General features: G+C 64.7%; 19 protein-coding genes. 13 read left to right on the top strand and 6 right to left on the bottom strand.

Going from position 1 to position 20037, the window contains the following annotated elements:
• Window positions 1–40: 40 nt before the first annotated feature.
• Both E8L99_RS05500 and hemC read right to left on the bottom strand, forming a co-directional pair.
• On the bottom strand, window positions 41–760 hold the full coding sequence (locus tag E8L99_RS05500) for a uroporphyrinogen-III synthase (protein WP_137098609.1): 720 nt from the start codon (window positions 758–760) through the stop codon (window positions 41–43).
• On the bottom strand, window positions 760–1689 hold the full coding sequence (gene hemC / locus E8L99_RS05495) for a hydroxymethylbilane synthase (RefSeq protein ID WP_137098608.1): 930 nt from the start codon (window positions 1687–1689) through the stop codon (window positions 760–762). Before hemC ends, E8L99_RS05500 begins: the two co-directional genes overlap by 1 nt.
• Window positions 1690–1783: 94 nt before the next feature.
• On the opposite strand from hemC, the gene tsaD reads away from it, so the two are divergent.
• The 5 genes from tsaD to E8L99_RS05470 all read left to right on the top strand — a co-directional run bounded on the left by tsaD (window position 1784) and on the right by E8L99_RS05470 (window position 5900).
• Entirely contained in the window at window positions 1784–2866 is a 1083-nt protein-coding gene (gene tsaD / locus E8L99_RS05490; protein ID WP_137098607.1) for a tRNA (adenosine(37)-N6)-threonylcarbamoyltransferase complex transferase subunit TsaD, read from the top strand.
• Window positions 2863–3861 (top strand): NAD(P)H-dependent glycerol-3-phosphate dehydrogenase, encoded by a 999-nt coding sequence (locus E8L99_RS05485; protein ID WP_137098606.1) that lies wholly within the window; start codon window positions 2863–2865, stop codon window positions 3859–3861. Before tsaD ends, E8L99_RS05485 begins: the two co-directional genes overlap by 4 nt.
• A gap of 6 nt (window positions 3862–3867) precedes the next feature.
• Complete coding sequence (locus E8L99_RS05480) at window positions 3868–4155, top strand: hypothetical protein (RefSeq protein ID WP_137098605.1); 288 nt, start codon at window positions 3868–3870, stop codon at window positions 4153–4155.
• Window position 4156: 1 nt separating this feature from the next.
• Window positions 4157–4582 carry an EVE domain-containing protein gene (locus tag E8L99_RS05475; RefSeq protein ID WP_137098604.1) on the top strand — a complete coding sequence of 142 codons (426 nt, stop codon included), beginning with the start codon at window positions 4157–4159 and terminating at the stop codon, window positions 4580–4582.
• Between the two features lie 103 nt (window positions 4583–4685).
• Window positions 4686–5900: a CaiB/BaiF CoA transferase family protein gene (locus tag E8L99_RS05470; RefSeq protein ID WP_252511266.1), complete on the top strand. Its 1215-nt coding sequence runs from the start codon at window positions 4686–4688 to the stop codon at window positions 5898–5900.
• An 18-nt stretch (window positions 5901–5918) separates the two neighbouring features.
• Here E8L99_RS05470 and E8L99_RS05465 read toward each other — a convergent pair whose 3' ends face one another.
• Window positions 5919–7085, bottom strand: coding sequence for a serine hydrolase domain-containing protein (locus tag E8L99_RS05465; protein ID WP_137098602.1), 1167 nt, complete (start codon window positions 7083–7085; stop codon window positions 5919–5921).
• A 240-nt stretch (window positions 7086–7325) separates the two neighbouring features.
• On the opposite strand from E8L99_RS05465, the gene acs reads away from it, so the two are divergent.
• From acs to E8L99_RS05450, 3 genes are all read left to right on the top strand, one after another.
• On the top strand, window positions 7326–9275 hold the full coding sequence (gene acs / locus E8L99_RS05460) for an acetate--CoA ligase (RefSeq protein WP_210421795.1): 1950 nt from the start codon (window positions 7326–7328) through the stop codon (window positions 9273–9275).
• Between the two features lie 2 nt (window positions 9276–9277).
• Complete coding sequence (locus E8L99_RS05455; protein ID WP_137098600.1) at window positions 9278–10015, top strand: hypothetical protein; 738 nt, start codon at window positions 9278–9280, stop codon at window positions 10013–10015.
• A gap of 117 nt (window positions 10016–10132) precedes the next feature.
• A complete protein-coding gene (locus tag E8L99_RS05450) occupies window positions 10133–11482 on the top strand; it encodes a M48 family metalloprotease (protein ID WP_252511352.1) in 1350 nt (449 codons plus the stop codon).
• Between the two features lie 15 nt (window positions 11483–11497).
• Here the strand turns inward: E8L99_RS05450 and E8L99_RS23960 are convergent, their stop codons facing one another.
• Window positions 11498–11965, bottom strand: coding sequence for a L,D-transpeptidase family protein (locus E8L99_RS23960; RefSeq protein ID WP_391527484.1), 468 nt, complete (start codon window positions 11963–11965; stop codon window positions 11498–11500).
• A 195-nt stretch (window positions 11966–12160) separates the two neighbouring features.
• On the opposite strand from E8L99_RS23960, the gene E8L99_RS05440 reads away from it, so the two are divergent.
• The 3 genes from E8L99_RS05440 (at window position 12161) to E8L99_RS05430 (ending at window position 15754) form a co-directional block, all read left to right on the top strand.
• Window positions 12161–12847: a response regulator transcription factor gene (locus E8L99_RS05440; protein ID WP_137098597.1), complete on the top strand. Its 687-nt coding sequence runs from the start codon at window positions 12161–12163 to the stop codon at window positions 12845–12847.
• A gap of 18 nt (window positions 12848–12865) precedes the next feature.
• A complete protein-coding gene (locus E8L99_RS05435) occupies window positions 12866–13324 on the top strand; it encodes a cyclic nucleotide-binding domain-containing protein (protein WP_137098596.1) in 459 nt (152 codons plus the stop codon).
• 123 nt (window positions 13325–13447) lie between these two features.
• Window positions 13448–15754 (top strand): PAS domain-containing hybrid sensor histidine kinase/response regulator, encoded by a 2307-nt coding sequence (locus E8L99_RS05430; RefSeq protein WP_137098595.1) that lies wholly within the window; start codon window positions 13448–13450, stop codon window positions 15752–15754.
• Window positions 15755–15763: 9 nt separating this feature from the next.
• Here E8L99_RS05430 and E8L99_RS05425 read toward each other — a convergent pair whose 3' ends face one another.
• Both E8L99_RS05425 and E8L99_RS05420 read right to left on the bottom strand, forming a co-directional pair.
• A complete protein-coding gene (locus E8L99_RS05425; protein ID WP_137098594.1) occupies window positions 15764–16195 on the bottom strand; it encodes a globin domain-containing protein in 432 nt (143 codons plus the stop codon).
• Between the two features lie 250 nt (window positions 16196–16445).
• Window positions 16446–17159, bottom strand: a complete 714-nt coding sequence (locus E8L99_RS05420; protein ID WP_137098593.1) for a response regulator transcription factor — start codon at window positions 17157–17159, stop codon at window positions 16446–16448.
• A 113-nt stretch (window positions 17160–17272) separates the two neighbouring features.
• On the opposite strand from E8L99_RS05420, the gene E8L99_RS05415 reads away from it, so the two are divergent.
• Window positions 17273–18001, top strand: coding sequence for a response regulator (locus E8L99_RS05415; RefSeq protein ID WP_137098592.1), 729 nt, complete (start codon window positions 17273–17275; stop codon window positions 17999–18001).
• Window positions 18002–18003: 2 nt separating this feature from the next.
• Complete coding sequence (locus tag E8L99_RS05410) at window positions 18004–19983, top strand: PAS domain S-box protein (protein WP_137098591.1); 1980 nt, start codon at window positions 18004–18006, stop codon at window positions 19981–19983.
• The last annotated feature ends 54 nt before the right edge of the window (window positions 19984–20037 follow it).

Genomic DNA, 20037 nt, shown 5'->3' with positions numbered 1-20037 from the left:
TCCCAAGGTCTATCCCCCGGGGCTGCCGCCCGCAACCGCGTCAGGCACCGAGGGCTTCAAGCAAGGATGGTTCGTTTGGCTCGCGGGCGATGGTGATCGTCGCACCAAAGACCGTGCGCAGCGGTTCGGCAACCTGGCTGGACAGGCAGACATGGCGAGCTCGGGCGGCGGCTCCGATCAGTCTGTCCGCGCAGATGAGATCTCGGAAAATCTCGGCAGATCTCGGAGAATAATGCACGATTGCGACAATCGATCCGTCTTCAAGCGCCCTGTGCGCGATTTCGGGCAATTCAGTCACGGGCGCCATGCGATAGACCGCGATGGTTTCGACCTTGATGCCCGATATTGCGACCAGACCAGACAGATCGCCGGCCCGGTCTTGGCCGCCGATATGCGCGACGCGGCCGCCGGCCTTCATGCCTGAGCCGGCAATCAGGGCCGCCAGGGCCGTCACGTCGCCATCCGCTGAGGCCACATGCCGGAATCCGGCTGAGCGCATAGCATCGGCCGTCCGGGCGCCGACCGCAAAGGCAGGCAGGTCAGCCAACGCGGCCCGATCGGCCGCGCGCATATATTCGACAGCCCGGGCGCTGGTCATGGCGACGGCGTCGAACCCGGTCATGGGTGGTGAATCGGGCATTGCCTGCGCCACCATGAGGGGTGCGACGATGGGCTGCCAGCCAAGTGCGGCGAGTTTCTCCGCGGTGCGCCGGGCCTCTGGCTCCGGCCGTGTCACGAGAACGGAGCCGCGGCCGGACATCAGGCTGCGCCGAAGAAGCCTGCGGGCGCCCGCGCTTTCAGCTCCTCACCAGCATCCCGGCCGAGGGCTTGGGCCTCGGCGAGGCCACCCTCGCGGGTCGTGGCGTGGCTCTCGCTACCGTCGGGCCTGAGAATCTCACCGGCAAAGCGAATGCTCCCACCATTGATCGTGGCAAGCCCGGCAATGGGAGTGCGGCAGGAGCCGTCGAGAACGTTCAGGAACGCGCGCTCCGCGGTGAGCGCAGTGGCAGTTGCGGGGTGGTTGATGGCGGCGAGGAGCTCGCGCGTTCGCTGGTCGCCGAGGCGCGTTTCGATGCCAATGGCGCCCTGGCCGACGGCTGGGAGGAACCGGTCCGCCTCGATGATCTCGGTTGCAACATTGGCGATGCCAAGGCGCCGAAGGCCTGCCAGCGCCAGGAGAGTGCCAGAAACCTGGCCGCTCGACACCTTGCCGAGGCGTGTCTGCACATTGCCGCGGAACATGACGATGTCGAGGTCCGGCCGCTCGCGGCGCAGCTGGGCCTGGCGGCGCAGCGAGGACGAACCGAAGACGGCGCCTCTGGGCAGTTCGGCCAGGTTCTTCACCTGATATCCGATGAAGGCCTCGCGGACGTCCTCACGCTCGAGGAAGGCCGTCAAACCGAGGCCGTCGGGGAGCACGGTCGGCATGTCCTTGGAGGAATGGACGGCCAGATCGATTGTGCCTGCGAATAGCGCTTCCTCGATCTCCTTGGTGAAAAGGCCCTTGCCGCCGGCTTCCGACAAAGGCCGGTCCTGGATGATGTCGCCGGATGTCTTGATGATCTCGACCGCGATGGTGTCTTCGGCAACTCCATGGGCGGCGGCAAGCAAGCTGCGCACCTGATGCGCCTGGGCAAGGGCCAGGAGCGAGCCGCGGGTGCCGATGCGAAGGAAGGGCGATTGCGCCATGGGAAGGTCCAGTGTTAGGCGGGGGCCGGCGCCGGATCATAGCGACCGGTGCCGCGACCGATAGACTCCTCGTGCCGGACCCGCAAATCCTCCCATGCTCGTGCTCGGAATCGAAACGACTTGCGACGAGACCGCCGCCGCCGTTGTGCGGGTGGAGAAGGATGGCCGGGGCACGATCCTGTCCAATGTCGTGCGTGCCCAGATCGAGGATCACGCGCCCTATGGCGGCGTGGTGCCGGAGATTGCGGCCCGTGCCCATGTCGAGGTCGTCGACCGCGTTGTGCTAGAGGCTCTCGACCAAGCGGGCATGCGGGCTTCCGACATGGATGCGATCGCGTCGGCTGCGGGGCCGGGGTTGATTGGCGGCGTCCTGGTCGGATTGACGACAGCCAAGGCGATGGCGCTGGTCACGGGTAAGCCGCTGATTGCGGTCAATCATCTCGAGGCTCACGCTCTGACGGCTCGGCTGACGGACAATGTCGCCTTTCCCTATCTCCTCTTGCTGGTTTCCGGTGGCCACACGCAGCTGCTCGCCGTCACCGGGGTCGGCGCCTATGCCAAGCTCGGCACGACGATCGACGATGCGATCGGCGAGGCCTTCGACAAGGCGGCCAAGCTGATGGGTCTGCCCTATCCGGGCGGGCCTGAGATTGAGCAGCGGGCGCTTGTCGGCAACCCCGCGCGCTTTGCCCTGCCGCGGCCGCTGGCCGGCCGTCCCGAGCCCGACTTCTCCCTGTCCGGCCTCAAGACCGCGGTCAGGATCGAGGCCGAGCGGTTGATGGACGACAGCGGCAATCTCTCGGAGACTGATGTCGCAGATCTCTCTGCCTCGTTCCAGCAGGCCGTGGCCGACGTTGTGGCGGATCGATCGCGCGTCGCGATCCGCCTTTTCCGCCAGCGCTTCGGCGAGCCGACGGCTCTGGTTGTCGCTGGAGGCGTTGGCGCCAACCAGACGCTGAAGCGGGTCCTCGCCGAGACGGCCGCGAGCATGGGCCTTGCCCTCGTCGTGCCACCGCCCAAGCTTTGCACCGACAATGGCGCGATGATCGCCTGGGCGGGCGCCGAGCGGTTCCGGCTGGGCTTCACCGATCCGCTCGATACGGCACCACGGGCGCGCTGGCCGCTCGATGCTGGCTCGGTTACGATCGGCTCGGGGCGACTGGGAGCCAAGGCATGACATCGACAGGGGGCCCGGCGGTTTCCGTGCTGGGCGGCGGCGCCTGGGGGACAGCGTTGGCCAATGCGGCGGCCCGTGGCGGGCATCGCACGCTGATCTGGTCACGCGACCCGGCTGTGGTCGACGAGATCAACCGGAAGCGCAGCAATGAGCGCCATCTGCCGGGGTGTCGGATTCAGGATGGTGTGATGGCCACAGCGGCGCTGAGTGATGCGGCGCTTGGCGGCATCGTTCTGGCTGTTGTGCCGGCGCAGTCATTGCGCCGTGTTGCCGAGCAGATTCAGCCATTGATCGCCAGAGGAACGCCGCTGGTGGTCTGTGCCAAGGGCATCGAGCGCGGAACCGGCCGGTTCATGACCGAGGTGGTGGCTGAGGCCGCGCCCAATGCCGTTCCGGCCATCCTGTCGGGGCCGAGCTTCGCCGCCGATGTCGAGAAGGGCCTCCCGACAGCGGTGACGGTTGCAGCTGCCGACGAGGCGCTGGCTCGTCAGATTGCCGAGAAGCTGGGCACCCCGACCTTCCGGCTCTACCATTCCACCGATATGCGCGGCGTCGAGATCGGCGGTGCCGCCAAGAATGTGCTGGCGATTGCTGCTGGCATTGTCGCAGGCAGGCGGCTTGGGGCCAGTGCATCGGCGGCCATCGCGGCCCGCGGCTTTGCCGAGCTCATGCGGTTCGGCCGTGCTTTTGGGGCCAATCCGGAAACATTGATGGGGCTTTCGGGCCTCGGCGACCTCATCTTGAGCTGCTCGTCCAGCCAGTCGCGGAACTTTGCGCTCGGCCTCGCGCTTGGTGAGGGCAAGGGCCTCGATCTCCTCTCGGGCAAGGGAGCGCTTGCCGAAGGCGCGCTGACCGCCGAAATACTTGTCGAGAAGGCAAGGTCAAAGGGGATCACCATGCCGATCGCGGAGGCGATCGATGCGGTGCTCGGCGGCCTCATCGACGTCAATCAGGCGATCGCGCAGCTCATGGCGCGACCGCAGCGAGCGGAGTAGGCGGAAATGGCGAATTTCTTCGAGAAACTGGCCCGTGGCGTCGAGGCTGCGACGAAGGTGATCGGATCGGACGTGGTGGCGGAGACCCACCCCTTCGACCTGACCCATGCCGTGACCTTTCCGGTCGCCAAGCTGATGAAGCGCCGTGGCGATGGCGAGCCGATCGTCTCGGTCGAGATATCGGATGCGAAGTCGGTGATGACGCTGGCCGAGTTCGAGCGTTTCGTGACCGAGCTGGACACGTTCCGCAAACTCATTCCCTCCGCCGGCGAGGCGCCGAAGGCCGGGGTCTGACATGGCGCATTGGCTCTACAAGTCCGAACCCTTCAAATGGTCCTGGGATGCCCAGGTGAAGGCCGGCGACAAGGGAACCTTCTGGGACGGCGTGCGCAATCACGCCGCCAAGCTCAATCTCATGCGGATGAAGGTCGGCGAGCGCGGCTTCTTCTACCATTCCAACGAAGGCAAGGAGATCGTCGGCATCGTGGAGGTGACCCGCGAAGCCTATCCGGATCCCACAGCAGAGGCCGCCGAGCCTTGGGTGGTGGTCGAGATCAAGGCGGTCAAGCCACTCAAGACTCCCGTGTCGCTTGCCACCATCAAGGGTGAGCCGCGGCTGGCCGACATGGCGTTGATGAAGCTATCGCGCTTGTCCGTGCAGCCGGTGACCGAAGCTGAATGGGAGCTGATTTGCACCATGGGCGGCGTCGATCCGGCCTGACATCCGCCTGCGGCCGGTGCAGGGCGCGGTTTCGGATGCGAGGGTTCGCATTCGGCGTGGTCCGCGCTAGATTGAGCGAAACCTCATTTCATCCGGGTTCATGATGACCGACGCTGCACCGACCCCTCGCGGACCTCTTGCCGGCATCCGCATCCTCGATCTGACCGCGGTGATCCTCGGGCCTTATGCCACGATGCTGCTGGGCGACATGGGCGCCGAGATCATCAAGGTCGAGAGCCCCGGTGAGGGCGGCGGCGACATCATGCGCTGGCCGGGGACCTGGCCGGAGGCAGCAGGGCCGGGCATGGGCCCGCTCTACATGATGTACAACAAGAACAAGAAGTCCGTGGCGCTCGACCTGAAGCGCCCGGAGGACCAGGAAGCCTGCATCGCATTGGCGCAGACCTGCGACGTCGTCTGCTCCAACATGCGGATGGACACGGCGGCCCGCCTGACCATGGACTATGACAGTCTGAAGGCCCGCATTCCGAACCTGATCTATGTGCACGCTGCCGGTTTTGGCGCGGATGGTCCCTATGCCGGGCGCCCGGCCTATGACGACCTGATCCAGGGTATCTCGGGCGGCGCCGACATCCTGCCGCGCGTCGATGGCAATCCGGCGCCGCGTTACCTGCCGACGCTCGCCGCCGACAAGACGGTCGGCCTGTTCATGGTCCAGGCGGTGATCGCGGCGCTATTCCACAAGCAGCGCACCGGCGAGGGCCAGTTTGTCGAAGTGCCGATGTTCGAGTGCTACACCCATTTCGTGATGCACGAGAATCTCTACGGGCATGTCTATGATCCCGCCCCTGAAGGTTCGGGCTTTGGCTATGGCCGCATCCACAATCCTGACCGCCGGCCCTACCAGTCCAAGGACGGCTGGATCGGCATCCTGCCCTACAGCGACAAGAACTGGTCCGATTTCTTCGCGCTGGCGGGACGACCGGAGCTCAACACGGATCCGAAATTCTCGACCTACAGGGCGCGGATGGTGAACATCAAGGAGCTCTATTCCATGATGGACGGGATGGTGGCGACCCGCACCAATGACGACTGGGCCAAGGTGCTGACCGAGAAGGCGATCCCGTTCGCGCCGATCAACCGGTTTGACGACCTGATGAACGATCCGCACCTGAAGGCGGTGGGTTTCTTCAGCAAGCATGCCCATCCGGATGGCTATACCTGGGTCGACATGAAGCACCCGGTGAATTATTCGGCCAGCCCCGCCTCGACGCGGTTGGCTCCGCCGAAACTTGGCCAGGACACGGCAGACGTGCTGAAGGACGCGGGCGTGAGCCTGCCGAAGGCGGCCGAGTAGGGCGGCCAACCGTCGGCGTCATAGCCTCCGATAGACTTCTGTCTCGAATTCCTTGAACAACTTCACCGCGCGCGGATCGAAGAACGGCACGATCTGCGTGATGAAAACGCCGGTGATGTCCCGAATGGGATCGATCCAGTAGAAGGTGTTGGCAAAACCGCCCCAGAACAGCGATCCCACCGAGCGGCCCTCTGGGGTCGCCTCGCGGTTGATCTGGAACGCGAGTGACCAGCCGGTCGGCTTGCCCGGAAAGAAGTCGGCGACGCGCGGACCCATCGGCGAGAAGAGCGGCAGGCCCGGAATGGTGAGATGCGGAATCTCGTCCCGTCTGAGGCTTGCGACCGACTCACGGGACAAGATCTGTTGGCCGTTCAGCCTACCGCCGGCGAGGATCATCCGCGTGAAGGTCAGATAGTCGCCAACCGTCGAATAGAGCCCGCCACCGCCGGAGGCGAATTCCGGGTTCTGCTCCACCACCATCTCGGTAGGTACGAAGCTGCCGTCTTCCTTGACTGCATGGACCGTGGCGCGGCGGGCATGCTGGCTCGCGCCCAGCTTGAACATCGTGTCGGCCATGCCGAGCGGATCGAAGATGTTCGTGCGGCAATAGTCGCCAAGCGTCTCGCCCGAAACGGCCTCGACGATCTGCCCGGCCCAGTCGGTCGAGATGCCGTAGATGAACTGGTTTCCGGGATCGGCGATCAACGGGGCGCCCAGGGACGCGCGCTTGCCGCTGTTGGTCGGCGGCAGGCCGGTTGCCTTCATGTATTTGCGGATCGCGGCGGACGCGAAGTCGTAGGAGTAGCCGGAGGTGTGGGTGAGCAGATGGCAGACCGTTACAGGCCCGGACGGCGGACGAAGGCGCGGCGTGCCGTCATCAGCAAAGCTCTCCAGCACCCGAACTGCGCCGATTTCGGGGCAATAGCGGCCAGCTGGCGCGTCCAGATCAATCCGGCCCTGCTCGACCAGTTGCAGGAGGGCAACTGTCGTCACCGCCTTGGTCATCGAGGCAATCCAGGCGACCGTGTCAAGGTTCATAGGATCGGGTGTGGACAGGCTGCGGCGGCCGAAGGCGCCCTGATAGAGGATTCTGTCATGCGTGCCGACGGCTGCCGCAACACCCGGGACCTCGCCCGCCTCCGTGCTCTGCGACAAGATCTCATCGAGCCCTGCAAGTTGCTGCACATCCGCCTCCTCTGCCGCGCCGGACCTTGAAGCGGTAGCCCAAGAGGGTCAATGCTGCCGATCGGCGGGGCGGCTCCGTCTAAAGGTCAACGACCAAAGTGTGACGTTCTCTCTCTTGAGACTCCGAAGCGCGAAGACGTATTGTCGCGCCGAAATCGAAGCCAGTCGCAGCAAGACTGCTTGAGGAAACGACCAGCCATCGCGTCGCTGATGGCGATATGTGAAGAGGGACTGCAGCCCATGTCGTCGGAAAAGCTCTATCCCGTCAGTGCCGAATGGGCCTCGAGGGCCTATGTCGACGACGCCAAGTACAAGGCGATGTACGAGGCCTCGATCAAGACACCGGACGCCTTCTGGGGCGAGCACGGCAAGCGGATCGACTGGTTCACGCCCTATACCAAGGTCAAGAACACCTCCTACGACCCGCACAATGTGTCGATCCGCTGGTTCGAGGACGGCACGACCAATGTGTCCTACAATTGCGTCGACCGGCATCTGGCCAAGCGCGCCGACCAGGTCGCGATCATCTGGGAAGGCGATGACCCCAAGGATGATGCGAAGATCACCTATCGGCAGCTGCATGCTCAGGTGATGAAATGGGCGAACGTGCTCAAGAGCCAGGGCGTCAAGAAGGGCGACCGGGTCACCATCTATCTGCCGATGATCCCGGAAGCCGCCTATGCGATGCTCGCCTGCACCCGCGTTGGCGCCGTTCATTCCATCGTTTTCGGCGGCTTCTCGCCGGACAGCCTTGCCGGGCGCATCGAGGATGCCGCGACGGATGTCGTGATCACCGCCGACGAAGGCCTGCGCGGAGGCCGCAAGGTTCCGCTGAAAGTCAATGTGGATGCCGCCTGCGACAAGATCCCTGGCGTCGTGAAGAGCGTTATCGTCGTGAAGCGGACCGGCTCCGCGGTGGCGATGAAGGAAGGCCGCGACCATTACTACGGCGATCTCGCCGCCAAGGTGCCGGATGAGTGCGCGCCCGAGCCGATGAATGCCGAGGATCCACTGTTCATCCTCTACACGTCAGGTTCCACCGGCAAGCCGAAGGGCGTGCTGCACACCACCGGCGGCTATCTCGTCTTCGCCTCGATGACCCACCAATATGTCTTCGACTACAAGGATGGCGACATCTACTGGTGCACGGCCGATGTGGGCTGGGTGACCGGGCACAGCTATATCGTCTACGGCCCGCTCGCCAATGGCGCGACCACGCTGATGTTCGAGGGCATCCCGACCTATCCGTCGATATCCCGGTTCTGGGATGTCGTCGACAAGCACAAGGTCAACACGTTCTACACGGCGCCAACGGCGATCCGCTCCCTGATGGGAGCCGGCGAGGAGCCGGTGAAGAAGACGTCGCGGGCCTCCCTGCGTCTCCTCGGCTCGGTCGGTGAGCCGATCAATCCGGAAGCCTGGGAATGGTATCACCGAGTGGTGGGCGACCAGCGTTGCCCGATCGTCGACACCTGGTGGCAGACCGAGACCGGCGGCATCCTGATCACGCCGCTTCCGGGCGCGACCGCCTTGAAGCCGGGTTCCGCAACACGGCCGTTCTTTGGCGTGAAGCCGGAAGTGGTCGATGCCGAAGGTAAGCCATTGGAGGGTGCTACCGAGGGCAATCTGGTGATCGCCGATTCGTGGCCGGGCCAGATGCGTACCGTGTTCGGCGATCACGAGCGCTTCGTGCAGACCTATTTCTCGACCTATCCCGGCAAGTATTTCACCGGCGACGGCTGCCGCCGCGATGCCGATGGGTATTACTGGATCACCGGTCGCGTCGATGACGTGATCAACGTGTCCGGCCACCGCATGGGCACGGCCGAGGTGGAATCGGCCCTCGTGGCCCATCCGAAGGTCTCGGAAGCGGCTGTGGTCGGCTATCCGCACGACATCAAGGGCCAGGGCATCTATGCCTATGTCACCCTGATGACTGGCGAACAGCCGACCGAGGAATTGCGCAAGGAACTGGTCGCCTGGGTGCGCAAGGAGATCGGCCCGATCGCCTCGCCCGACCTGATCCAGTTCTCGCCGGGCCTGCCGAAGACCCGGTCCGGCAAGATCATGCGCCGCATCCTGCGCAAGATCGCCGAGGACGAGTTCGGTGCGCTCGGCGATACGTCGACGCTGGCCGATCCGGCAGTGGTCGACGACCTGATCACCCATCGCCAGAACCGCAAGGACTGATCATGGCAGGGCGGGACATCGCCCTTGCCGCCTTGCTGGTGAGTTTTGCGGCGGCCCCTGTGGCCGCCGCTTGCGTTTCGGAAGGGGCCATGGAGGTTCCAGGGCTGCGCGCCGATGGTCCGTTGGGACTGGCTGGCCAGGACGGTAGGCGATTCCGCCTTGTCGCCCTCCAGGGAGACGCAACACCTGAGCCGGTTGCGGGTCTGAAGCTCGCGGCGCTTGGTCCGCCGAATCGCCACGGCCGCATTCCGGCGCAAGGATTCGTCGGTGAGGAGCCGTTCGAAACATCGCTTCTGTCGGCTGGTCTTGCACGGCTGACGCCGACCAAGCAGCTTTCGCGGGAATGCTGGCGCCGTCTGGAGATCGCAGAGAATGTGGCCGTTGCCGGCCGGCTTGGCCTCTGGGCTCGGCCTGAAGCCATCATCTCGGCCAGTGACGCGGCAACCTTGCGCGGCGCGGATGGCCGTTTTTCGGTCATTCAAGGCCGTGTTTCGAGCGTCAGGACCCAAGGTCGGATCACCTATGTGAACTTCGGCCCACCAAACTCTGGGGCATTGACGGTAACTATACTCGAACGTGACATGGCGGCTTTTCGCGAGAGTGGGCTTGAACCTGCCGCAATCCGCGGGCAAATCCTCCGTGTGCGCGGGGTCGTGATGATCCGGCGTGGCCCGACTGTCGCGGCGGCGATACCCGAGGCCCTGACAATCGCTGAAACGCCCGCTCGCGGTGCAAGGTGACGGCCGGCCTTGGTTCGGTTCGGACGAGCAGTGAAGACATGGCAGCAGTTCGCCGGGCCGGCGGCTTCGCTAGCGCTTGCGCTTTTTTTGGCGAGCTGCGCGACGGTGCCCGAGCCTGTGCCGTTGCCCGAGCCAGCCCCGACTGAATCGCGACTGCCGCCGCTGACCACACGCGACCACGCCAGAATTCTTGCGGCCTTTGGCGGCGAGTACGAGGCAACTGCGATCGACCGTCTGGCAACCGAGGTCCTCGACAAGCTTGGTGCCGCGTCGGACAGGCCGGACCAGCGCTACCGGCTGACCGTGCTCAATTCGCCGTCGATCAACGCCTTTGCCCTGCCGTCCGGCCATCTCTACATCACCCGCGGCATGCTGGGACTGATCAATGACGTCTCGGAGTTTGCCGCCGTTCTCGGCCACGAGATGGGGCATGTCTCGGCCCGCCATGCCAACCAGCGCGAGGACCAGGTGCGGACCAGCGAACTGGTCGCTGTGATGCGGGCGAGGCTGCTCAATGACCTTGCCGGTGCCGAGCAGCGCCGCGAGGCAGCTCGGATCTCGCTGGCGAGCTTTTCGCGCACCCAGGAGCTTGAAGCCGATGCGCTCGGCGTCGCGCTCTTGAACAAGGCCGGCTTCGATCCCTACGGCGCGTCGCGTTTTCTCCAGTCGATGGAACGCAATGCAGCCCTTCGCACACCCATGCAGCAGGCTGGCGGAGGCCCCGACTTTCTCGCATCTCACCCCTCGACGCCCGAGCGCATTCGCCAGGCTGTCCTCGCGGCTCGCCAGTTCTCCGCGCCGGACGGCGCGCCGCGCGAACGCGAACGCTATCTGCGGGCACTCGACGGCATCACCTATGGCGAGGATCCGCGCCAGGGCGTGGTACGCGGGCGCTCGTTCATCCATCCGCGTCTTGGCTTCATGGTGACGGCGCCGGAAGGCTTCACGCTGGAAAACTCCCGCTCGGCGGTGACCGGCCTCGGCCCGAACGACATGGCGATCCGCCTTGACGTGGTCAGGGTGGCGGCGAACCAGAGCCTCACAGGCTATCTCACCTCCGGCTGGATCGATGGTCTTGCGGAACAGTCGGTCGAGAGCGTGACCGTCAACGGCTTCCAGGCGGCCACCGCCATCGCGCGGGGCGCTGACTGGTCCTTCCGGATCTTCGTCGTGCGGTTCGGGAGCGAGGTCTATCGGCTGATCTATGCGGCGAAGGACCTCAACGCCGAAGTGGACGCCATGTTTCGCGGTTCGATGGAAAGTTTCCGCCGGCTGTCGAGTACGGAAGCCGCGGTCAAGCCGCTCCGAATCCGGCTGGTCCGGGCAGGCGAGGGCGACACGGTCGATACCTTTGCGCGGCGGATGCAGGTGGCCGACCGGGCTCAGGAGCGCTTCCGAGTCCTCAACGGCCTCGGACCCGAGGAGCAGCCGCGGGGAGGCGAATTGGTCAAGATCGTTAGCGAATAGGCCTCGACCGGACGCCTAGCGCACGATCATCACCGCATTGCGCGCCAGCCTCGGCAGGATTTTCGCGAAGACGCTGATCGGGATCGCAACGCAACCGGCCGTCGGCGTCAATCCGTCCCGCGCGCCATGCCAAAAGATTGCACTGCCGTGATGGCGCCGAACCGGCTGGTCGTTCCAGCCGAGCTCTACGATCACATTGTAGAGATGATCGTCGCGGATGAGGCACTCCTCCGCCGTGCCCGGAGGCCTTGCGATCAACCGGTTGTAGCGCCGGTCCCGGGCGTCATCGCACCAGGCATCTGTCGGGCGGATGGCGCGGATCGTTTGCAGACTGGCCGGCCGCTGGAGCCGATCCTTGCGGAAAAACACGCGCCTCAGTGGCAATCGAGCACGGGGCGTTGCTCCGTCACCCTCGCGTTTGATGGTCCGAATTCCCGAGCGCCCGAGGGCACAGGGAAAGGCAACGAGGCCGACATGCAGCATGCCGCGCGTCGGGCGCCCCGGCAGGGAGTGGACGAAAATCTGTCGCACGCGCTGGCCGTTCATCAATCCGACATCCATATGAACACGGGAATTTTGCGGTTCGTAACGCGCGACCCGGTTTGCGCGTAGTGTCGTTCTATGTCCTAGTCCAACGCACCGCAGTTGCGGTGCGCCCCCTCTTTTCTGGGTGATTCGATGAGCCAGGTGCGGAAAATTCTTCTCTGCGACGACGATGCCGACATCCGCGACGCGTTGACAGAGCAATTGGCTATCCACGAGGAGTTTCAGGTCGACAGCGTCGATTCTGCCGCCAAGGCGATGCAGACCGTCAAGGGCGACCATTTCGATCTTCTGATCATGGACGTCGGCCTGCCCGACATGGATGGTCGAGAGGCCGTCAAGATCATGCGCAAAGGCGGCTTCGCCTCGCCGATCATCATGCTGACCGGCCACGATACGGATTCGGACACGATTCTCGGCCTCGAAGCCGGGGCCAATGATTATGTGGTGAAGCCGTTTCGCTTCGCTGTGCTGCTCGCTCGTATCCGTGCGCAGTTGCGCCAACACGAGGCCAGCGAAGACGCCGTGTTTCAGATCGGCGCCTACAGCTTCCGTCCCTCCTCCAAGCTTCTCATCACCGAGAAGAACAGCAAGATCCGTCTGACCGAGAAGGAGACCGCGATTCTGCGCTATCTTTATCGCCAGGGGATCAAGCCTGTGTCGCGCGACGTGCTGCTCTCCGAGGTCTGGGGCTACAATTCCGGCGTCACGACGCATACCCTGGAAACTCATATCTATCGGCTGCGCCAGAAGATCGAGAAAGATCCGGGCAACGCTTCCCTGTTGGTCACCGAAGGCGGCGGCTACAAGCTCGTACCCTGATCGGGTCACCCGGACCTTATGGCCCTTGACGACGACATCACGCTGCTCGAGCACGTTCCGCTCTTTGCTTCGCTCGGGCAGGACCCGCTGCGCCTGCTGGCCTTCTCGGCGGAAACGCGCATGCTCGGCAGCGGGGACATTCTGTTCCGTGAAGGCCAGGCGGCGGATTCCGGCTTTGTCGTGGTCGAGGGTGGCTTCATCCTCAGCAATTCCGGTGGCCTCGGCGATCGTGCCGTCGGTCCTGGCGCCCTGCTCGGCGAGATCGCATTGATCGTCGCAACATTGCGGCCTGCCACCGCAATAGCGCGCGAGCCATCGACTGTGATGCGCATTCCGCGCATGCTGTTCCGGCGCGTGTTGGCTGAATTTCCGGCTGCCGCTCGCCGGGTTCATGCCGAGTTCCACCAGAAGATGCAGCGCACGACCGAAAGCCTGACACGTGTCGGGCGCATGTTCGAGACGATCGACACACCCTGACCCCGCCTCAGACATTCTTGACGACATAGGCCCTGCCGACCCACTCTTGCGACATTGGCCAGAAGGGGTCCGGCGGCTCGCGAGCTTGTCTGGCGCCCGTCGCGGCGCCTGGAGGCGAGACCCATGGCTGAGTTCGGAGCGCGCAACGATCCCGCGCCCCAGAGCGGCTCCGACCTGTCCCGGCGTTTTGCCGGGCTCCTGACCCTGTGCGGTCTGCCCCTGCTCTGTCTGGTTCTTTATCTCGCCTGGGCGACCTATGGCCGTGCGGAGGTCACGGCGCAGGCGCGCGAGCATTTGGTCGAGCATATCGTCCTCGTTGCCGGCATCGTCGCGACGTTCACGGTCCTTGCCGTGTTGATCTGGCGCCAGTTCGTCGCGCCCGCGGTTGCGATCGCCCGCTTCGGTGCAGAGGCGCGCGGCGGCCATGCCGGAGCGGTGCCCAACGTCCCCCAACCCTGGCTGTCGCTTCGCCGGCAGGTTGCCTCCGCTGTCGATGAACAAAGCCAGCGCATCCACCAACTGCGCGCGATGATCGACGGAATTCCGCTGCGCACCGTCTACGTCGATCATCTGCTGATCTATCGCGACGCCAACCGCGAGTTCCTCGAATTCGTCGGCAAGACGGCTGAGGAGGTGATCGGGCACACGGTCGAGGAAATCCTGGGGCCGAAGGTTGTTGCCCAATATGTCGCGATGGGCGACCGGGTGCGCTCCGGCGAGGTCATGCGCTGGGAGGGCTGGATCGATTTTGTCGAGAAGGGCGGGCGCTACCTGCAGGTTTCGCTTATTCCCTATGTGCCGATCGGTGAGATCGAGGTTGGGTTCCTGACCTTCACGCGTGACCTCACCGAGTTGAAGATCGGCGAGCAGGAATTGGCCAGGAACATCGACGCACTCGCCCGCAGCGAAGCGCTGAACAAAGCCGTGGTGCAGTCATCGCTCGACGCGATCATCGTCTCGGACGAGGACTGGCAGGTGGTCGAGTTCAACCCGGCCGCCGAGGCCATGTTCGGCTACTCTCGCGAGGAGGCCGTTGGCCAGAAATCCTGGGATCTCGTCGTGCCGCACGACCTGCGTCAGATGCAGGTCGACACGATGGAGCGTTACAAGGCGAAAGTGGATGTCGGGTCGATGGCCCGGCGTTTTGAAACTCTTGCGCGCCGCAAGGACGGCTCGGCGTTCCCGGTCGAATACTCGGTCAACACGGTGCGATCGGGCGGTTTCCGCCTGTTCATGGCCCATGTCCGCGATCTCACCGAAGCCCATCGCATGGCGGACGAGGCGCAAGCGAGCCGCGAGCGCCTGCACCAGGTCGAGAAGCTTTCCGCCCTGGGTTCGCTCCTTGCGGGCGTTGCGCATGAGCTCAACAATCCACTCGCCATTGTCATTGCCCAGTCGTCGCTGCTGGTCGAGAAGGCCCAGGCCGACGACGTAAGGCGCCGCGGCGAGCGCATTCATGCAGCCGCCGAGCGCTGCGGTCGCATCGTCAAGAGCTTCCTGGCCATGGCCCGACAGAAGCCGCCGCAACGCAGTCCGGTGGACATTAACCAGGTGGTCACCGGCGCGCTCGACATGGTCGGCTATGGACTGCGCAGCTCCGACATCGCGGTCGAGCTGAAGCTTGGCGAGGGATTGCCGACCCTCACGGGCGACCGCGACCTGTTGACCCAGGTTCTCGCCAACCTGGTGATCAACGCCCAGCAGGCGCTGATGGATCGATCGGCGCCGCGGATCGTCCGAGTCGAGACGCGCGAGGCCGGCGACCGTATCGCGATCGTTGTCAGCGACAATGGTCCCGGTGTCCCGCCCGATCTGGTGCGGCGTATCTTCGACCCCTATTTCACCACCAAGCCTGCCGGTGTCGGGACCGGCATCGGGCTTTCGATCTGCCGCAACGTGGTCGAGGCACACGGCGGCACGATCGCGCTGACCAACCAGCCCGAGGGCGGCGCGCGGTTCGACATTTCCCTGCCCAAATCGGAAGGGGCGATGGAGCAGGCAGTCGCTGCGGCGGTGGCGGAAGGCCGGCCGGGCCTGTCGGTGCTGATCGTCGACGACGAGGTGGATGTGGCGCAGAGCCTCGCGGAAATCGTCGAGGGGCTGGGTCATCAGGCGATCATTGTTGACCGCTCGAACCTCGCCCTGGAACGGATCGGCTCCGGCGTGTTCGACATTGTGTTTGCCGATCTGCGCATGCCCGGCCTTGATGGCATCGATTTCCGGGACCGGATCCACGCTATTGATCCTGCGCTTGCTGACCGCACGATCATTGTCACCGGCGACACCGTGGCCGGGCCGGACCGGCTTGCCAAGGCACAGGGCAGCGCGGTGGTAGTGCTGGAGAAACCCTTCACCTTCGAGGACGTCAAGGGCGTCTTGGCCAAGGTCGCGACCAACGACCTGGCGGCCCGGCTCAGCCCCAAGGGTTGATGATCGATTTCACTCGGCTGCCTGCCGTGACTGCAAGTCCGCCGCCGCTTCGATCATGGCATCCGAGACGATGCCGTAGGCCAGCGCCCAGGCGGCTTCCGCTTTGGCATCGAACCGCGCACCAAGTGTTTCAGCGAGGGCCGCCAGCAACGTTTCGCCCACCAGCGCATAATGGTTGGCTTCGACCCCGTAGGCCGCATGGCGCATGCCAAGAGACCGCACATCGTCCAGAACCGCCCCGAGATTGTCGAGCGACAGGATGACGTGGGCAAGTGCCTGAATGAGCTTGGCCCGCTGAGGGCGCATGTCGGCAGGAAACATCGGCCGCAGCATCGGATCGGAATCGAACAGCTTGTCGTAAAACAAGGCCGCGAAGACGTCCTTCTGCGGCGCGATCATGCCGAACTGCTGGCGGACAACGGCGATCTGGGCGGGTGTCATGGCGAACCTTTTCGGGACTGAGGATGGCTCCCTTTGTCGTCTCGTTCGCCTTCAACCCGATGCCGACCGCGTCGCCCGCCCGTTTCCAACGTTTCCGCCTACCGGGCGACGATCGCTTGCTGAAACAACAGGATCAATGCGGCGACATCAGCGCGCGCAGGTGCGCTGTCCAATGTCCGGCCAACCGAAGCAGGTATCCATGATCGCAATCGCCGCCACCGCCCCCGATGACGCCCGAATGCGGGCCGATTCAGCCGTTCCCGGCGGGCGATTGTGTTGGCTCGCCGGCATGGGCGGGCAGGTCGAAGACATAGCCATGGCCGCGCACCGTGCGGATGGCTTCGGTGTCGAGCTTGCGGCGAAGCCGGGCAATGCGCGAATCGATCGCGCGGTCGAAGGCTTCCTCGTCCTCGGCCGGCGCCTTTTCCATGATTTCCTCGCGCGTCAGCACCTTGCCGGGATTGTCGGCAAAAGCTCGGATCAGCGCGACCTCGCCGGCCGACAGGCGTTCAGTGGAACCGTCAGCCTTCAGGACGCGGGCGGCGACGAGATCGACCGACGAGCTCTCGAACACCACGAGGTTGCGACGCCGCCCGAGCCGGCGTTGCAGGATGCCAGCCACGCGGGCGGCCAATTCGCGCAGCTCTACCGGTTTCTGGACGTAGTCGTCGGCGCCGAGCTCGAGGCCCAGGACACGGTCAACGGGGTCGGGATTGCCGGTCAGAACCAGGACCGCGACGTCGCTGGCGAGATCGGTGCGGATCAGGATGTCGATCCCGCTTTCGCCAGGCAGGCCGAGATCGAGAATGATCAGGTCGGGCTTTTCGCGGGCGAGATAGGGCTCAAGTTCCCAGGCGGCCGCCAGCCGGTCCACGTCGTAGCCAAGATCGACCAGGTATTCCTCGACGGCGTCAACCCAATCGGGTTCGTCGTCCAGCACCGCGATGCGGCCGCGTCGCGCCATGTGACAGCCTTCCCAATGCATTCGCGACCGTCAGAAGCTGTCGCGATGATTCATCCTAGTGTGCAGCCAAGGGCAATGTCATCATTGTCCGCGAAGAGGCAAGGGCAGAACGCATGAAGACGACGGTCGCGATCGTTGATGACGAAGAACACCTGCGTGAGGCGGTCGCGGAATATCTGGAACTCCAGGGTTTCGACGTTCTGTCCTACCGCAATGCCCAGGTCTTCCGCGAGGAGTCGGTTGGCAAGGCCATCGATGTCGCAATCCTCGACATCGCCATGCCCGGAGAGGACGGCCTCTCGCTCGCGCGCTTCATCCGCAAGACACGCCAGACCGGGATCATCATGGCGACGGCGGCCGGCCGGCCGATCGATCGCATCGTCGGTCTGGAGATCGGCGCGGACGATTATCTGGTGAAGCCTTATGAACTTCGCGAACTGCTTGCCCGCATCAAGAGCGTGCTCCGGCGGGTCAAGGCGGCACCGGCCAATGGTCAGGCAACGGCCCCACAGGCGGTGCTTCAGGAGGGCAGGAGCCTGAAGTTCGGCACACTGACGCTCGACCTCGACGCGCGGCGTCTGGTTGACGCGGCTGGCGCGCCGATCGATCTCACAGCTATGGAGTTCGACCTGCTGCAAGCCCTGGCGACACGGCCGAATCGCGTTTTGTCGCGCGGACAGTTGCAGGAGTTCGCCCATGGCCGCAGTGCCGATGAAAGCGATCGCTCTATCGACATCCGGGTGACCCGGTTGCGCAAGAAGATCGAGCCGGACGCGGAGCATCCCCGCTTCATCAAGACCGTGCGTGGCGAAGGCTATGTCTTCGTGCCAAACGGGGCCTGAGGATGGCGGAAGCCAGCAGCGCCGGCCCGCTTTTCGCGGACATGTTCGACGACAAGGTGCTGGCGCCTGCCGGCCGGCTGGATCCGGCCATCCTGGCGCGCCTGTTCGATGCCATCCCGGCGCGCGTGACGGCCCAGGATGCCGACCACCGCTATGTCTATGCCAACCGGCAGGCGCTCGATCTGCTCGGCTACCGGCTGGAGGACATTGTCGGACGGTCCTATCGCGAGATTGTCGGCGATGTGATCGCCGATCGCGCCGCGCCGCTGGTTGATGAGCTGAAAGCCGGCCGTGCCGTGCAATGGAGCGACTGGGCGGTTTATCCGAACGGGCTCCGGCGCTTTGTCGAGCAGATCTACTCGCCTTGCATCACCCATGACGGTGCACTCGTGGGCTACATCGCCTTCATTCGCGACACGACCGATCTGAAACTGCGCGAGGAGGCGCTCGAGGAGCAGGTCGCGGCACTGAATGCGCGCGAGGCTGTTTCCAGCGCGATCCTTGCGACCTCCCTCGATCCGATCGTCGTGGTCGACGAGGAAGGTTTGCTTGAGGATCTGAACCCGGCGGCGGTGGAGACCTTCGGCTATTCGCGGCAAGAGGCCATCGGGCGGTCGATCGCCGAACTCATTGTACCGGAGTCGTCGCGCGGCGCCCATGCGGCCGGCATGGCCCGCTACAAGGCCTCCGGCATCAGCCGAGTGCTGGACAAACGCATCCAGGTCGATGCCCTGCGCCGCGACGGCTCCGTCCTGCCGGTCGAGATGACCATTTCCGAGATCCGGCTACCCCTGCGCCGAGTATTCACCGCGCATCTGCGCGATCTCACCGCCGCGCGCCATGCTGAGGCCCTGCTTGCCGCCCAACGCGACAGGCTTCACCAGGCGGAGAAGCTCTCGGCCATGGGGTCGCTGCTCGCCGGCGTCGCCCACGAGTTGAATAACCCGCTGGCAATCCTGGTTGCCCAGTCGACCTTGCTGGTCGAAACCGCCCCGAGCCCCGAGATCAAGCGGCGGGCGGAGCGCATCCATGCGGCGGCCGAACGGTCTGGTCGGATCGTGAAGAGCTTCCTTGCCATGGCGCGCCAGCGACCGGAAAAGCGAGAGCCCACCGACCTCAACGATCTCGTCAAGGCGAGCGTGGACATGCTTGGCTACGGCCTGCGCACCCATGGCATCACCGTCGATCAGGTACTCGATCCCGCTCTGCCGAAGATCATGGCCGACCACGATTTCCTTGGTCAGGTGATCGCCAATCTCATCATCAATGCCCAGCATGCCTTGACCGACAGGCCCGAGCCACGCCGGATCGGCCTCACCACGCGGACGGAGCCGGGCTTCGCCATCATCGAGATTTCGGACAATGGCGCGGGCGTTCCCGATGCGCTCGCCGAGCGCATTTTCGAGCCCTATTTCACCACCAAGCCGGCAGGCGTCGGTACGGGTATCGGCCTGTCGATCTGCCGCACCGTCGTGGAATCCCACGGAGGCACCATCACGTTGGGTCGAAGCGACCAGGGTGGCGCGCGGTTCACAGTCCGGCTGCCGGCAGAGACACAAGAGGGCAGAGCGGTCGCCGCGGGAATCGTCGCATCGCCGGCACTTTCAATTCTGGTGATCGATGACGAGACCGATGTGCGCGACAGTCTCGCGGAAATGCTGGAGCTGCTCGGCCATGACGTGGTGCCGATCCAGCATTCCGCCGAGACGCTGGACCAGGCGGCGGTGATGGCCGCCGATCTGGCCTTCGTCGACCTGCGGATGCCCGGCACCGATGGTCTGAGGTTCCGCGACCGTCTGGTGGCGATCAATCCGGCGCTCGCCAACCGGGTGGTGATCATGACCGGCGATGCGGTGGAGGGGCCGGGTGCCATTCAGCGCAAGGCCGACAATGGCCAGATTCCCATGATGGAAAAGCCGTTCGGGCTCGCCGAGGTGCGACACATCCTGGAGACCGTCGGCGGGCTTGCGCGCCGCTCGTGACAGTGAACCTGACATGGTTTTCGGACGCTTCCCTGCGCTCGCCCGGAGTCTTGT

It is taken from the genome of Phreatobacter aquaticus, from assembly GCF_005160265.1.
Lineage (GTDB): Bacteria > Pseudomonadota > Alphaproteobacteria > Rhizobiales > Phreatobacteraceae > Phreatobacter > Phreatobacter aquaticus.
Note: the sequence above shows the minus strand (reverse complement) of the source record. Positions and strands in the feature narration are given on the sequence as shown.